We start from the raw sequence: 14,554 nt of genomic DNA on the forward strand, positions 1-14,554 counted from the left end.
GAGAGGGGGTGGGGGTAGGTGCCATCATGGTTGCCGTCGCCGGCTTCACCCACCCCCCTGCCCCCTCCCGTCAAGGGAGGGGGAGAGTTCGGTTAGAAGTTCTCTTTCACGTACTTCGCTGCGTTCTTGAAGAAGATGAGCCCTTCGCCCTCTTCCGGCAGCTCCTCGCGGGTCCAGCGCGGGTGCTGGGTTCGGTGCACGAAGGCCTCGGGGTGCGGCATGAGCCCCATGATCCTTCCGGTCTCATCGCAGATGCCGGCGATGGCGTTGATCGAGCCGTTGGGGTTCTCCGGGAACTCCATGGTAGGTGCACTGTAATTCACATCTGAATACTTAAGAACAGCGAGATGCTTCGCCTCGATTGCGTCTAGCGTCCTCGCGTCGTCCACGAGGAACTTCCCTTCGCCGTGGCGCACCGGGAGATAAACCCCGCCTTCGATCCCCTTGGTGTAGAGCGACGGGGAATCGGCGTCCACTTTCAGGTAGCACCAGCGGTCCTGGAAGCGGCCGCATTCGTTGTAGGTGAGGGTCACCGTCTGGTTCAGGTAGTTCCCGGAAAGCGCCGGGAGCATCCCCATCTTCACCAGGAGCTGGAAGCCGTTGCATACGCCGAGGATCAGCTTGCCGTCGGCGATGAAGCGGGTGATCTGGTCCACCAGGCGCTCCTCTTTCCCCTCGACGGCCGCGTAGCGCAGTCGGTTCGCCTGGGCCTTGGCACTGCCGAGGTCGTCGCCGTCCAGGAAGCCGCCGGTCAGGTTCAGGAAGTGGTAATCGTCCAGGCTCACCTCGCCGGTGAGGAGTTCGGCGATGTGGGCGATGCGCGCCTCGTCGAATCCGCCCAGCCTGCAGGCGTGGGCCGCCTCCATCTCGCAGTTGGTGCCGTTGCCTGTTATGACAAGCGCTTTAGCCTTGGTCATCTATTAAGTCCTCTATCGAAGTTGGTAGCGGGCACAACGCCATGCATTATGGCATAACCCGCTTTTTTTCTGCATATAAAAGATTCGCGATATGGACCGCTTAAAGGTCCTTCAAAGGCGCCTGCCAGGCGGCCTTCAGCTCGGCGTTAGCGGCGTTCACCACCACGCCGCCGGAAAGCCCCTTCACCTTCAGGGTCGGCTCCTCGGTTACCGCGCCGATCTTCGCGAACGCGGTCCCCGCCATCGCCTTCTCGAAGGCCTCCGCCCTCTCGGGACGCACCGTCACCAGAAGGCGCGATGCGGACTCGGAGAAGAGGAGCACGACGTCGCTTTTGCCATCCCCCTTGAAGGAAACCTTGGCGAGATCGAGCTCGATCCCGAAACCGCCTGCGAAGGCGGATTCGGCCGCGGCGACGGCAAGGCCGCCGTCGGAGAGGTCGTGGCAGGAGGCGACGAGACCCGCGTTCAGGGCGGCACCGTAGGCGCGGTAGGTGGCAAGTGCTGCTGCAGCGTCGACCTTCGGCACGTTGTTCCCGACGAAGCCTTTCTGCACCAGGTACTCGGAAGCACCCAGCTCGTTCCCGGTGGCGCCCAGCAGGTACACCTGGTCGCCGGCGCGCTTCACGTCCATGGTCACGGCGAGACGCGCGTCCTCCATCTTGCCGATGACCGAGAAGAGAAGGGTCGGCGGGATGGAGATCTTGGTCGTGCCGTCATAGAAGTCGTTCTTCATCGAGTCCTTGCCGGAGATGAGCGGCATGGAGAAGAAGGTGCAGTAGTCGTAGAGCGCCTTGTTGGCGCGCACGAGCTGCGCCATCTTGTAGGGGCCGTCCGGGGTCCTGTCGGAGAGGACCGGGTCGCACCAGCAGAAGTTGTCCAGACCGGCGACGAGATCGAGCGAGCCGCCGACGGCGACGTAGTTCCTGAGCCCCTCGTCGATGGCGTTCGCCGCCATGTCGTAGGCGTCGATGTCGCTGTAGCGCGGGCAGATGCCGTGCCCTACGACGACCCCCTCGAAGGAGTCGAGCACGGGACGGACCACGGCGGCGTCAGACGGGCCGTCGTTGTCGACGCCGGTGAACGGCTTGACCACGGAACCGCCCTGCACCTCGTGGTCGTAGCGGCGCACGACGCTCTCCTTGGAGCAGATGTTGAGCGAGGAGAGAAGCGCCTTGACGTCGCCGGTGTAGTCGCCGGATACCTCGAGCTTCGGCTCTTCGTGCACCGGTTTTTCCCAGCGCGCCGGGATCTGCATCGGGGGAAGCCCAGCGTGCATGAAGGAAAGCGGCAGGTACGCCACGGTCTTCTCGCCGTAGAGCATGTGGAAGATGCCGGAATCGGTAAAGGTGCCGAGCACGGTGGCCTCGACGCCGTAGCGCTTCGCCATCTCCATGAACTCGTCGATTTGCTCCGGGGGAACGGCGAGGCTCATCCGCTCCTGCGCCTCGGAGATGAGGATTTCCCAGGGGGCAAGGCCCGGGTACTTGAGCGGCGCCTTGGAGAGGTCGAGCTCGCAGCCGCCGCACTCCTCGGACATCTCGCCGATGGAGGAGGAAAGCCCCCCTGCACCGTTGTCGGTGATGAAGCGGTAAAGCGCCTTGTCGCGGGCGCGTATCAGGAAGTCGAACATCCGCTTCTGGGTGATCGGGTCGCCGATCTGCACCGCGGAAACCGGCGAGTTCTCGTTCAGCTCCTCCGAGGAGAAGGTCGCACCGTGGATGCCGTCCTTGCCGATGCGGCCGCCGGTCATGACGATCAGGTCGCCCGGAACGATTTTCTTCACGTGGGACGCTTCACCCGCGATGGCGGCGGGCATGAGGCCTGCGGTACCGCAGAAGACCAGCGGTTTCCCTGCGAAGCGCTCGTCGAAGACGAGAGAGCCGTTCACGGTCGGGATGCCGCTCTTGTTGCCGCCGTGCTCAACCCCCTCGACGACACCCTCGTAGATGCGGCGCGGGTGCAGAAGGCGCTTCGGCAGCTCCTTCTCGTAGAAAGGATCGGCGAAGCAGAAGACGTCGGTGTTGAAGATGAGCTTGGCGCCCTTGCCGGTGCCGAACGGGTCGCGGTTCACGCCGACGATGCCGGTGAGCGCCCCGCCGTAAGGATCCAGTGCCGACGGGGAGTTGTGCGTCTCGACCTTGAAGACGAGGGACCAGTCGTCGTTGAACTTGATGACGCCCGCGTTGTCCTTGAAGACGGAGAGGCAGTAATCCTTGTCACCCTGCGCCGCGCGTACGTCGGCGGTGGTCTTCTGGATATAGCTCTTGAAAAGGGAGTTGATCTTCTCGGTGTTCCCCTCTCCGTCCTCGTAGGTGACGTCGGCGGAGAAGATCTTGTGCTTGCAGTGCTCGGACCAGGTCTGCGCCAGCGCCTCGAGCTCGACGTCAGTGGGTGCCGTGGAGAGACCTACCTTCACGCGCTCCTCGCGCACCTTCTCATCGCGGTAGTGCGCCTGGATGATCTTCATCTCGTCCAGGGTAAGCGCCAGCACGCCGTCGCGGCTGATGCGCATCAGCTCCTCGTCGGAGACCTCAAGGTTCACCGTGTTCACCTCTACCTTCGCCTCGCCCTGCACCTTCGGCACGAAGGGAGCAACGCCCCCCTGCGCCTTGAAGGTCGCGGCGTCGAGGATCTGGTAGCGCTGGATCAGGGTGTTGCACAAAAGCCCCGTGGCGATTTTCTCCGCGTCGGCCTGGGTCAGTTTGCCGGAGAGGAGGTACTGTACCGAGGTGTAGACCCCCTCCCCCGCCGCCAGCTGGCGACCGAGCAGATAGCCGATCGCCTCTTTGGCGGTGCGCCCGACGTTGTCGGTCACGCCGGCGCGGAAGCCGACCTCGACCAGGAAGTCGAAGCTTGCCGCAGCTGGCTTGTCGATTGAGTAGTCCTGGATGACCGGATCGCTGAAGGGGCCGGCCGCAGCCTGCGCCAGCTCGTCGGCGGAGAGCTCGGCATCGACCGTGTAGACGTCGATGGTGCGTACCTCGGCCACGTCGAGATGGAGGAAGTGTCCGATCTCACGCTTGATACGTTCGCCGCGCGGGTCGCGGACCTCGTCCTTTAGGGTGATCTCAATCCTGTGGGGCATTGTTGGTGTCCTTTTCATAGATGACCGTCCGCGTCGGGTACGGGATGTTGATGCCGTTTTCCTGGAATCTCTTGAGGAGCACGCTGTTGATCTTGTCCTGCGCGCCGAAGACCTGGGTGTATTCGGGAACCCAGAAGAAGAGCGAGAGGTTCAGGGCGCTGTCCCCGAAGTTCACGAAGAACGCCTCCGGGGCCGGGTCCTTCAGCACCTCGGCAACGTCGAGGGCGGTCTGCACCATGATCTCCTTGGCGCGCGCCACGTCGCACTCGTAGCCGATGCCGACGTTGACCCTACCTTTGCCGCGTACATCGGGAAAGGCCATGTTGATCAGGTTGGAGTTGCACAGCTCGGAGTTCGGGATGATCAGGAGGGTGTTGTCGAGCCCCTTGATCTTGGTGCTCCTGAGACCGATGTCCATCACGTCCCCGGTCTGGGCGCCGAGCGTGATCCGGTCGCCGATGCGGAACGGGCGGTCGATCATCAGGGTGAACCCGGAGATCATGTTCGCCAGGGTGTCCTTCGCGGCGAGACCGATGGCGAGGGAACCGACGCCAAGGGCGGTGACCAGGGAGAGGATGTCGTAGTTGAAATGCTTTAGCGTGATGATGAGTGCCGTGACCACCAGGAATATGGTGCAGAGCTTCTCCACGAGAGGCATGAGCTGCCGACTCATCTCGGCACCGGCAACGCGCGCCCCGTACGCCTTCAAGAGCTCGTCGAGGGCGCGGTAGGCGATGACGGTGAGGATGGAGATGTTCACCACGAAGAGAAGCCCCGAGGCGATGATGCCGATCCGGTCGTGCAGTGGAAGACGCCTGATGGCAAGATACAGACCGGCGCAGTTGACGAGGAGCATGGCGGGTCCGGAGACCCGCTCAAGGATCCTGTCGTCGAGATCCGTCTCCGTGAAGGAGCAAAGGCGCGTGCCGACCTTGGTCAGCAGTTGCTGCACCAGCCTGGAGAGGAGGTAGAAAGCGCCGATGATTACGGCGGAGATGAGTGCCTGCTTGCCCCAAAAGAGAAGGAAGGGATCCATCTCGTCGGGCGCCAGGTAGTACAGGATGCTATCCACCAAAGACCCTCGTGAAAATGGTGTCGACATGCTTCAGATGGTAACCGAGATCGAAGGCTTCCTTGATCTCCTCGGCGGGGAGGAAACCGGCCACCTCTTCGTCGTTCAAAAGCTCGGTCTGGAAGTCCTTGCCCTCTTCCCACACCTTCATGGCGTTTCTCTGCACCAGGGCGTACGCCTTCTCGCGGGAGGCACCCGCCTCGGCGAGCTTCAAAAGCACGCGCTGGGAGAAGATGAGGCCGCGCATCTGGTTCAGGTTTCTCATCATGTTCTCGGGGTAGACCACGAGGTTCTCGATGAGGCCAATGGCGCGGTTCAGCATGAAGTCGAGCGTTACCGTCGCGTCCGGGCCGATGATGCGCTCTACCGAGGAGTGGGAGATGTCGCGCTCGTGCCACAGCGGCACGTTCTCCATCGCGGAGAGGGCGTAGCCGCGCATCAGGCGGGAAAGACCGGTCAGGTTCTCGGAGAGGACCGGGTTACGCTTGTGCGGCATCGCCGAGGACCCCTTCTGCCCCTTGCTGAAGAATTCCTCCGCCTCGAGCACCTCAGTCCTTTGCAGGTGCCTGATCTCGACCGAGAACTTCTCGATGGAGGAGGCGATGATGGCGAGGGTGGTGAAGTACTCGGCGTGACGGTCACGCTGCAGCACCTGCGTCGAGCAGGGAGCGGGCTTCAGGCCTGCCTTCTTGCAGACGTACTCCTCGACCTGCGGGTCGATGTTGGCGAAGGTGCCGACCGCGCCGGAGATCTTGCCGTAGGAGATGGTCTCCAGGGCCGACTCCATCCGCTTCAGGTTCCTGGCCATCTCGTCGTACCAAAGCGCCATCTTGAGGCCGAAGGTGACCGGCTCGGCGTGGATGCCGTGCGAGCGACCCATCTGCGGGGTCATCTTGTGCTCGAAGGCGCGGGTCTTGATCACCGCCATGAGACGCTTGATGTCGGAGATGATCAGTTCGCCCGCCTCTTTGAGGAGCATGGCGAAGGAGGTATCGAGGATGTCGGAGGAGGTGAGCCCCAGGTGAACGAAGCGGGAGTCGTCGCCGATGTAGTCGGCAACCGAGGTGAGAAAGGCGATGACGTCATGCTTTACCGTGCGCTCGATCTCGTCGATGCGCTCCACGTCGAAGCTTGCCTTGGCACGGATGCGCGCCACGGCGTCCTTGGGAATGCGCCCCATCTCGGCGTGCGCCTCGCAGGCGAAGATCTCGATCTCGAGCCACTTGCGGTAGCGGTTTTCCGGTTCCCAGATGCGGGTCATTTCAGGACGGCTGTAACGTTCGATCACGAATAGTTCCCCCTTCTTGCATGTCTAGTTTTTTGTATGGCGAAAACAGCTGCACCGCGCGTCACTAGGGGAGCCCCCTTTTCGACGCCCGGCGCAAAGGATCAAGCGGAGAACACGCCGCAGACCTTGTGCTGGCAGCCGACGAAGAGGTCAGGGCCGCACAGGTTCTGGCGTTTTAAAAGCCCGTCGGCGGCGGCAAAGGCCAGCGCCGGATCGTTGTTCACCTCGGAGAGATGTGAGAGGAAGACCCCCTGCAGCTCGGGGTGCAGGAGCTCCTCCAAAAGGTTCGCCCCCTCCGAATTGGAGAGGTGCCCGTGGCGGGAGCGGATGCGCTGCTTTAGATGCCAGGGGTACGGGCCGTCCTGCAGCATCTGCTCGTCGTGGTTGAACTCGAGAACCAGCGCCCGGCACCCCTTGAGCTTCTCCTGGGTGAGCCGGGTGGCGATCCCTAAATCGGTTGCGAAACCGATGCACCCCTCGCCGCTTTCGATGCGGAAGCCGACCGGATCGCAGGCGTCATGGGTGATCGGAAAGGGGTCGACCGACACCCCTTTGAAGGCGAAGGGGGAACCGGCCTCGAACTCGATGAACTCGGCCTTGCCGATGGTGTGGCCAGCCGCCTGCAGCAAAAGGCTCGAGCAGAGCACCGGAATCTTCAGGCGCCGGGCGAGCGCTCCCACGCCGCGGATGTGGTCGCCGTGCTCGTGCGTCACCATGATGCCGTCCAGGGTGTCGGCGTCGACGCCAATCGAGGCGAGCCGAATCATCGTCTCCCGGCCGGAGAGGCCGGCATCGATCAGCAAACGGCAGGCATCGGTTTCCAGAAACAGGGAATTCCCCTTGCTGCCACTTGCCAGGAGGCTGAGCCTCATCCATCCCTCCGAGAATTCGCACATCGCCCGCACGGGGCTCATGAACGGCAGAAAAACCTTATTTTTATACAGGAAACAGGTAGCGGATTCAAGATGAAGTTGCTGAGTTTTGCTTAACGCAGGAGCCTGCTGTAGTCGGTGTTCCCCTCGCCCAGACCGGGCGCCAGTGGGAGCAGAATATGGAAGGTGGAACCCGGGAAGCGCTCCGGGTTGTAGCCGGTGGACTCGACCCAGATCTCGCCGCCGTGCATGTCGACGATCCCCTTGGCGATGGAGAGGCCAAGCCCCGCCCCTTTCGCCTTGAAGGCGACCTTGCCGCTTGAGTGCTCCTGGATGTTACCCACCTCGTAGAACTTGTCGAATACGCGCAGCTGGTCCTCGCGGTCGATGCCGATACCGGTGTCGGTCACGGTGATCTCCAGGAACAGGTGATGCTCGCGTCCCTCCGCCGACCCCGCGGGTCCGCGCAGTAGGTACTTCGCGGAGCTGCTCACCGTGATGCGCCCGCCATCCGGGGTGAACTTGATGGCGTTTCCAAGGATGTTCGAGAGTAGCTGCATGAGCCTTAGCGCATCGCCGCGTATTGAAGGGAGCGACTCGTCGAGGTGCAGCTCCACCTCCTGCTTTCTCATCGAGAAGAAGAAGCGCAGTTCGTTAACCGAGGCCTCGATGAGACGGTTCAGCTGGATGTCCTCCACCTTCAACTGCAGCCTCTTCTCGTCGATCATGGAGACGTCGACCATGTCCTTGATGATGTTGTCCAGGCGCGAGGCGGCGTTGGCGATGTTCACCACCATCTCGAGGACCGTCTTGTCCACCTTGTCGGCGAGATCGGTGGTGATGAGCTCCGAGTACCCCATGATGACGGTGAGCGGCGTCTTCAGCTCGTGCGAGGCGAGCCCCAGGAAGGAATCCTTCATCCGGTTCAGGCGGGCAAGGTCGGCGGAGCTCTTCTCCAGGTTCAGGATGATTTCCCTCTCGCGCGTCACGTCGCGGAAGATGGCCTGAACGAGGGTCTCGGAGCCGCTCTTGATGCTTGAGGCGTGCAGCATGGCGACCATGGCGCCCCCCTCTTTCCTGGAGAGCTGCATCTCCTCGGCGATGTGCGCCCCCTCGGAGGCCTCGCGGAAGATCCGGTGTACTTTAGGGATATTGCTGATGTTCAAAAGAAGGAGCATCTTGGTGAGCGGCAGTCCCACGAGTTCCTTTGCCTCGTACCCAAAGAACTCCTCCGCCATCTTGTTCACCATGCGGATCGAGTCGTCCGCCCCGATCACGACGATGGCGTCGCTTGCATCCTCCATGAGCGACTTGTACAGCTCCTCGGAACGCTCTAGGTCGGTGGAGAGGGTCTCCAGTTTGCGGTAGGAGGCCTGCAACTCCTCGAAGGTTCGCTCCATGTCCTGGTAGTTCTTCTTAATCTCCGCGTCCCTGTTCTTCAGGAACTGCGACATGATGTTCACGTTTCTGGCGAGCTCGTTGAACTCGTCGACCTGCACCTCGCCGATATGGGTGTCGAAGGCACCCTCGGAGATCTGCTTCACCCCTTTCAGAAGGACCGAGATCGGCTGGGTGACGTAGCGCCGCATGAAGAGCATGATGAGGGTGAAGGAGGTGATCAGGGAGAATGCGAGCAACAGGAGGGTCTTTAGCACCATGCCGCGCATCTTGTCGAAGACAACCTGTTCGCTGAAACCGACGTGCGCCTGGGCGATCGGCTTGCCGTAAGGGCTCATCACCATGACGGCGTTGTCGTAATAAGAGTTGTGGGTCCCGTCGAACACCATGGAGACGCGCCGTTTGTAAACCGGCTCGTCACCGGGACGCGACTCTTCCTTTTGCTGCTGCGGCTGCAGCGGCATGGCGTTGAAACGGGGATCGCTGGCGAAGAGCACGCGCCCACCGAGGTCGGTCACCACGCAGTAGGCGATGTCCGGGTTCCCTTCGATGATCTCGCGGCACTTCTCTGAGACCCCGGTCATGTCCTTCAGCTCTAGCCCCAGGTTCAACACCTTTTCGATGTTGGACTTGAGCGCCACGGCGAGACCCTTGGAGCGCAGATTGAGCGCGCTCACCTGGTCCTTGCGCAACGCCATGATATCCATACCTGAACTAATGAAGATAGTAAGGAAGAGGATCAGGAAGGAGAAGAGAAGGATGCGTTTTTCCAGTGTCATTTTCATCAAGTAAATGTCCAGCAGCCCGCGTGTTGGAAAATGGTGCGCATCATGGTCCACGCCAGCATAATTTATACTTCTGCGAAAAGTCAATTATTATGTGTATTTATTCACCGATAAAAAACAAATCGCAAGGTCTCGATTAACCGTAAAAACCCTGCCTATACCGGCTCTTCATCGCTATCGACAATCCCGAAATTATCTTGAATAAAATCTTGACGACCACCCCATCGGCTGTTAGTATGCCCAATTGTGAAGGAATACTTAATTAACGGGAGGAGCACATGGCTTTAAGAGTGGCGATTAACGGATTCGGCCGAATCGGACGTTGTGTACTTAGGGCAGCTGCGGGCACGCAAGAATTTGAATTTGTTGCGATCAATGACCTGACTGATGCCAAGACCCTGGCGCACCTGTTAAAGTATGACTCCGTACACGGCAAGTTCCCCGGCGAAGTTTCCGTCGACGGCAACAACATCGTCGTGAACGGCAAGGCTATCAAGGTACTCGCGGTGAAAAACCCCGCCGAGCTCCCCTGGAAAGAGATGGGCATCGACATCGTCCTCGAGTCCACCGGCCTTTTCACGGCGCGCGATAAGGCGGCGCAGCACCTGACCGCCGGGGCGAAGAAGGTGATCATCTCGGCGCCCGCCACCGACCCCGACCTCACCGTGGTGCTCGGCGTGAACGACAAGGAGTATGACAAGAACAAGCACCATATCGTCTCCAACGCATCCTGCACGACCAACTGCCTCGCCCCGGTCGCCAAGGTCCTCCAGGACAGCTTCGGCATCGAGAGGGGCCTCGTCACCACGGTCCACTCGTACACAAACGACCAGAACATCCTCGACCTGCCGCACAAGGACCTGCGCCGTGCAAGAGCTGCGGCCCTCTCTATGATCCCCACGACCACCGGCGCCGCCAAGGCGGTATCCCTCGTGCTTCCGGCCCTCAAGGGGAAACTGGATGGCATGGCGATCCGCGTGCCGACCCCGAACGTCTCCGTGGTGGACCTGGTCGCTACACTCTCGAAGGCGACCGATGCGCAAGAGGTGAACGCGGCGCTCAAGGCTGCCGCCGATGGGCCGCTCAAGGGGATCTTAGGTTTCTGTGAGGAGCCGCTCGTATCCACCGACTTCAACGGCAACGCCCTTTCCTCGATCGTCGACGCCGGCTGCACCAAGGTAATCGACGGGACCATGGTCAAGGTCATCTCCTGGTACGACAACGAGATGGGCTTCTCCAGCCGCGTGGTGGGGCTTATGAGAATCATGCTCTGACAGGAGCGGAGCTTATGACAAACCGCGGGGGGGGAGCAGTCGCCCCCCCGTTTATTTTTAATGAACCAGGAGGAATCATGTCAATTCGCTACATCGATGAAATCGAAAACCTTGCCGGCAAGAAAGTGTTCATGCGCGTCGACTTCAACGTGCCGCTGGACGAGCACCAGAACATCACCGAGGACACGAGGATCCGTGCGGTACTCCCCACGATCAACTACGCGCTGGACAACAAGGCGAAGATCGTGCTCGCCTCGCACCTGGGACGCCCTAAGGGGGAGCGCAAGGAGAAGTACTCCATGGCCCCGGCCGCGAAGCGTCTTTCGAGACTTCTGGGCAAGGAGGTGAAGCTCGCCGTCGACTGCATCGGTGACGAAGTGCGCGCCATGATCGACGCCATGCAGCCCGGCGACGTGGTCATGCTGGAGAACGTCCGCTTCTACAACGGCGAGGAGAAAAACGACGCCGACTTCGCCAAGGCCCTTGTCAACGGTTGCGAGGTGTACGTGAACGACGCCTTCGCGGTGTCGCACCGCGCCCACGCCTCCGTCGAGGCGATCACCGACTTCTTCCCGGTTGTCGCTGCGGGCTTTTTGATGAAGAACGAGATGAACTATTTCGAGAAGGCTATGAAGAACCCGATCCGCCCGCTGGTCGCCATCCTGGGCGGCGCCAAGGTTTCCGGCAAGATCGAGGTGCTCGAGAACCTGTGCGACAAGGTGGACAAGATCATCATCGGCGGCGGCATGGCCTTCACCTTCCTGAAGGGGATGGGTTACAACGTAGGGAAGTCGCTGGTCGAGGACAACCTGATCGAGACCGCCATGAAGACCTACGAGAAGGCGCGTCAGAAGGGGGTCAAGTTCTACCTCCCGGTCGACTGCGTCGTGGCGGACCAGTTCAACCCCGCCGCCGAGACCAAGGTCACCCCGATCCAGGAGATCCCCGAGGGATGGATGGCGCTCGACGTCGGCCCCGCAACGGTCACCCTCTTCGCCGAGGCGCTGCAGAACGCGAAGACCATCGTCTGGAACGGCCCGATGGGGGTGTTCGAGATGGACGCATTCTCCCGCGGCACCTTCGCCATGGTCTCGGCCGTGGCCAACTCCTACGCGCTCACCATCGTGGGTGGCGGCGACACCGACGTTGCGGTGCACCGCGCAGGCGAGTACGCGAAGATCAGCTACATCTCCACCGGCGGCGGCGCCTTCCTCGAGCTCCTGGAAGGTAAGAAGCTCCCCGGCATCAAGGTGCTCGAGGACAAGGGGCATAAGTAAAGAGACGAGGGAGGGGCGAGGGTTGCGGCTGACAAGTCAAAGCCCTCGACCTCGACCTTTTTCTAACCCTAATTTTATTCTGATCTGTCATTGAGGAGGGATTAGATGCGCAAGCCGGTCATAGCAGGCAACTGGAAACTGTACAAAACGAAGGACGAGGCACTCGCCCTGATCGAGGAGCTAGCGCCGCTGGTTACCGGCGTTGATAACGTCGAGATCGTGGTGGCGCCGGTATTCACCGTGCTCCCTGCCCTCCCCGCCGCTCTTGCCGGCACCGGCATCAGCCTCGCAGCCCAGGACGTCTTCTGGGAAGAGGAAGGGGCCTACACCGGCGAGGTATCCCCGCGTATGCTGCTCGACGCCGGTGCAAGCCACGTCATCATCGGCCACTCCGAGCGCAGGCAGTACTTCGGCGAAACCGACACCACGGTGAACAAGAAGATCAAGGCCGCGCTCAAAGGGGCCCTGGTGCCGATCTTCTGCATCGGCGAAACCCTCGAGGAGCGCGAGGCTGGCAACACCTTCAAGGTGCTGGAGCGCCAGGTGAAGGGTGGCCTCGAAGGGCTCACGGAAACCCAGTTCGCAGCGGTCATCGTCGCCTACGAACCGGTCTGGGCCATCGGCACCGGCAAGGTAGCCACCGATGACCAGGCGCAGGAGGCGCACGCCTTTATCCGCGGTGTAGTCGCGCAACTGCTCGGGAAAAACGCAGCCGACAAGGTGCGCATCCTCTACGGCGGTTCGGTGAAGCCCGAGAACGTCAAGGGGCTCATGAGTCGCCCGGACATCGACGGTGCCCTCGTGGGAGGTGCGAGCCTCAAGGGGGCATCCTTCGCCTCGATCGTCCGGTTTGGTGAATAGTGCTTGGTATTTTTGAACAAGTATGTTAGATAGACTCTTTGTATGTTAAGAAGACTTTTTGGCAGTCTCTTTGAACACTCTCGGAGGTTAGTTTTTTAATGACTATTCTACTGGTAACACTGCATGTCATGGTCTGTTTCGCGCTTATCGTGGTCGTTTTGCTGCAGTCCGGCAAAGGGGCCGAGATGGGGGCATCGTTTGGCGCCAGCGGCAGCCAGTCCGTGTTCGGCGCAGGCGGTGGCAACACCTTCATGAGCCAGCTGACCACTTACGCCGCGGTAATCTTCATGCTGACCTCCCTCTCCCTCGCCTTCATCTCCGGCAAAGGCGGCGGTTCGTCCATCATGTCCAAGGCTCCCAAAGCCAAACCGGCCCCCATGGGCGGCATGCCGCTGCAGCAGCCGATGAAACCGGGTGCACCCGCTACCGCACCGGCAGCACCTGGCGCGCCTGCAGCTCCCGCACCGGCAGCACCCGCGGCACCCGCGGCTCCCGCAGCACCGGCAAAGTAATTAATTAGAGATTTGCTGTTGACATCTCTAACGAGTAATGTTAAAAGTCTGGTTCTTCCTGCCGAAGTGGTGGAATTGGTAGACACACCATCTTGAGGGGGTGGCGGGCGATAGCCTGTACGAGTTCGAGTCTCGTCTTCGGCACCAGAAAAGATCAAAGGGTTACGGTACACACCGTAGCCCTTTTTTCATTCCCGCCTGGATTACCCAGTCCCAGTCCCAGTCCCAGTCCCAGTCCCAGTCCCAGTCCCAGTCCCAGTCCCAGTCCCAGTCCCAGTCCCAGTCCCAGTCCCAGTCCAAGTCCCCAGTCCCAGTCCCAGTCCCCAGTCCAAGTTCCCAGTCCAAGTTCCCAGTCCAAGTTCCCAGTCCAAGTTCCCAGTCCAAGTTCCCAGTCCAAGTTCCCAGTCCAAGTTCCCACGAAGCGCTGAAGACGCCCTAAAGTCTCCCCCTTTGCGAAGGGGGGACAGGGGGATTTGCTTTTCCCAATCCTCCCCAGCCACTTCCCAGATCATACCCCCCTCCCCTCTGGCACCTCTCACCACAACCGGAGTAAGATAATAGGCAAACAAAGGAAAGGTGGGCCAAGTTCAAGACCATCAACCGCCTGTCCCCGTAGCTTGGCGAATGGAGAACCTGCCCCCCCCGCGACCTTGGCGAAGGAGGGGAAAAAGGAGGTCCATATGAAAAGGCACATCCACAGCAGATCCAACGCAGCCGAAGAACTCGACCGACAGCACCAGGGTGCGGTGGGAGGTCAGTTCCTCACCCGGGCCGGTAGAAACGAAAAAACCGGCCAGGGCACGATAAGCAGCCGCTTCGAAAGCTTGGACTTCACGCCGGGACGCGACCCTGCGGAAGGAGCCGACATCCCGCTGACGTCGCCGCTGCACGAACGATGGGCACAGGGAACGCCACAGCGTGACCCGACGGAAGGACCGGTTATCCCTACCGACTCGCCGCGTCGCAGCGCGAAGTAAATGAAGCAGTACGGGATCAGAACAAAATGCACCACCCGGGTTTATTTTGTTGACTTCGCGCTCAGCTAATGATAGTTATGTGGTTCTTCAACGCCGAAGTGGTGGAATTGGTAGACACACCATCTTGAGGGGGTGGCGGGCGATAGCCTGTACGAGTTCGAGTCTCGTCTTCGGCACCACACAAACGCAACGCCCCAGCTTTACAGCTGGGGCGTTTTTGTTTTTATCCATCCCTA

Annotated in this window: 12 protein-coding genes and 2 tRNA genes; 7 read left to right on the forward strand and 7 right to left on the reverse strand. The window is 60.9% G+C overall.

Features of this window, described 5'->3' with window-relative positions:
* Positions 1-92: 92 nt before the first annotated feature.
* The 6 genes from E8K79_RS04120 to E8K79_RS04145 form a co-directional block, all read right to left on the reverse strand.
* A complete protein-coding gene (locus E8K79_RS04120) occupies positions 93-917 on the reverse strand; it encodes a phosphoribosylformylglycinamidine synthase subunit PurQ (protein WP_136513596.1) in 825 nt (274 codons plus the stop codon).
* 100 nt (positions 918-1,017) lie between these two features.
* Entirely contained in the window at positions 1,018-4,002 is a 2,985-nt protein-coding gene (locus tag E8K79_RS04125; protein WP_136513597.1) for a phosphoribosylformylglycinamidine synthase subunit PurS, read from the reverse strand.
* Positions 3,986-5,074, reverse strand: a complete 1,089-nt coding sequence (locus E8K79_RS04130; protein ID WP_136513598.1) for a mechanosensitive ion channel family protein — start codon at positions 5,072-5,074, stop codon at positions 3,986-3,988. Before E8K79_RS04130 ends, E8K79_RS04125 begins: the two co-directional genes overlap by 17 nt.
* Positions 5,067-6,362: an adenylosuccinate lyase gene (gene purB, locus E8K79_RS04135; RefSeq protein WP_136513599.1), complete on the reverse strand. Its 1,296-nt coding sequence runs from the start codon at positions 6,360-6,362 to the stop codon at positions 5,067-5,069. Before purB ends, E8K79_RS04130 begins: the two co-directional genes overlap by 8 nt.
* A gap of 101 nt (positions 6,363-6,463) precedes the next feature.
* On the reverse strand, positions 6,464-7,234 hold the full coding sequence (locus tag E8K79_RS04140; RefSeq protein WP_136513600.1) for an MBL fold metallo-hydrolase: 771 nt from the start codon (positions 7,232-7,234) through the stop codon (positions 6,464-6,466).
* A 113-nt stretch (positions 7,235-7,347) separates the two neighbouring features.
* Positions 7,348-9,417 (reverse strand): ATP-binding protein, encoded by a 2,070-nt coding sequence (locus E8K79_RS04145; RefSeq protein ID WP_136513601.1) that lies wholly within the window; start codon positions 9,415-9,417, stop codon positions 7,348-7,350.
* A gap of 278 nt (positions 9,418-9,695) precedes the next feature.
* Between E8K79_RS04145 and gap the strand changes: the two genes are divergently transcribed.
* From gap to E8K79_RS04170, 5 genes are all read left to right on the forward strand, one after another.
* Positions 9,696-10,691 (forward strand): type I glyceraldehyde-3-phosphate dehydrogenase, encoded by a 996-nt coding sequence (gene gap / locus E8K79_RS04150; RefSeq protein ID WP_136513602.1) that lies wholly within the window; start codon positions 9,696-9,698, stop codon positions 10,689-10,691.
* 77 nt (positions 10,692-10,768) lie between these two features.
* Complete coding sequence (gene pgk / locus E8K79_RS04155; protein WP_135869628.1) at positions 10,769-11,968, forward strand: phosphoglycerate kinase; 1,200 nt, start codon at positions 10,769-10,771, stop codon at positions 11,966-11,968.
* A gap of 105 nt (positions 11,969-12,073) precedes the next feature.
* Entirely contained in the window at positions 12,074-12,829 is a 756-nt protein-coding gene (gene tpiA / locus E8K79_RS04160) for a triose-phosphate isomerase (RefSeq protein ID WP_136513603.1), read from the forward strand.
* A gap of 98 nt (positions 12,830-12,927) precedes the next feature.
* Complete coding sequence (gene secG, locus E8K79_RS04165) at positions 12,928-13,341, forward strand: preprotein translocase subunit SecG (RefSeq protein ID WP_136513604.1); 414 nt, start codon at positions 12,928-12,930, stop codon at positions 13,339-13,341.
* A gap of 60 nt (positions 13,342-13,401) precedes the next feature.
* A tRNA-Leu gene (locus E8K79_RS04170) sits at positions 13,402-13,488 on the forward strand.
* A 15-nt stretch (positions 13,489-13,503) separates the two neighbouring features.
* Here E8K79_RS04170 and E8K79_RS04175 read toward each other — a convergent pair.
* Positions 13,504-13,725: a hypothetical protein gene (locus E8K79_RS04175; RefSeq protein ID WP_136513605.1), complete on the reverse strand. Its 222-nt coding sequence runs from the start codon at positions 13,723-13,725 to the stop codon at positions 13,504-13,506.
* 296 nt (positions 13,726-14,021) lie between these two features.
* On the opposite strand from E8K79_RS04175, the gene E8K79_RS04180 reads away from it, so the two are divergent.
* Together E8K79_RS04180 and E8K79_RS04185 are read left to right on the forward strand one after the other, a co-directional pair.
* A complete protein-coding gene (locus E8K79_RS04180; protein WP_136513606.1) occupies positions 14,022-14,318 on the forward strand; it encodes a hypothetical protein in 297 nt (98 codons plus the stop codon).
* Between the two features lie 92 nt (positions 14,319-14,410).
* Positions 14,411-14,497: transfer RNA gene (locus E8K79_RS04185), tRNA-Leu, on the forward strand.
* Positions 14,498-14,554 lie beyond the last annotated feature (57 nt).

It is taken from the genome of Geomonas edaphica (assembly GCF_004917075.1).
Classification (GTDB): Bacteria; Desulfobacterota; Desulfuromonadia; order Geobacterales; family Geobacteraceae; genus Geomonas; species Geomonas edaphica.

Coding starts and splice junctions, on each gene's coding strand:
- secG (WP_136513604.1), top strand. CDS start 12,928: ATGACTATTCTACTGGTAACACTGCATGTCATGGTCTGTTTCGCGCTT.
- E8K79_RS04125 (WP_136513597.1), bottom strand. CDS start 4,002: ATGCCCCACAGGATTGAGATCACCCTAAAGGACGAGGTCCGCGACCCG.
- pgk (WP_135869628.1), top strand. CDS start 10,769: ATGTCAATTCGCTACATCGATGAAATCGAAAACCTTGCCGGCAAGAAA.
- tpiA (WP_136513603.1), top strand. CDS start 12,074: ATGCGCAAGCCGGTCATAGCAGGCAACTGGAAACTGTACAAAACGAAG.
- E8K79_RS04120 (WP_136513596.1), bottom strand. CDS start 917: ATGACCAAGGCTAAAGCGCTTGTCATAACAGGCAACGGCACCAACTGC.
- gap (WP_136513602.1), top strand. CDS start 9,696: ATGGCTTTAAGAGTGGCGATTAACGGATTCGGCCGAATCGGACGTTGT.
- E8K79_RS04140 (WP_136513600.1), bottom strand. CDS start 7,234: ATGAGGCTCAGCCTCCTGGCAAGTGGCAGCAAGGGGAATTCCCTGTTT.
- E8K79_RS04145 (WP_136513601.1), bottom strand. CDS start 9,417: ATGAAAATGACACTGGAAAAACGCATCCTTCTCTTCTCCTTCCTGATC.
- E8K79_RS04180 (WP_136513606.1), top strand. CDS start 14,022: ATGAAAAGGCACATCCACAGCAGATCCAACGCAGCCGAAGAACTCGAC.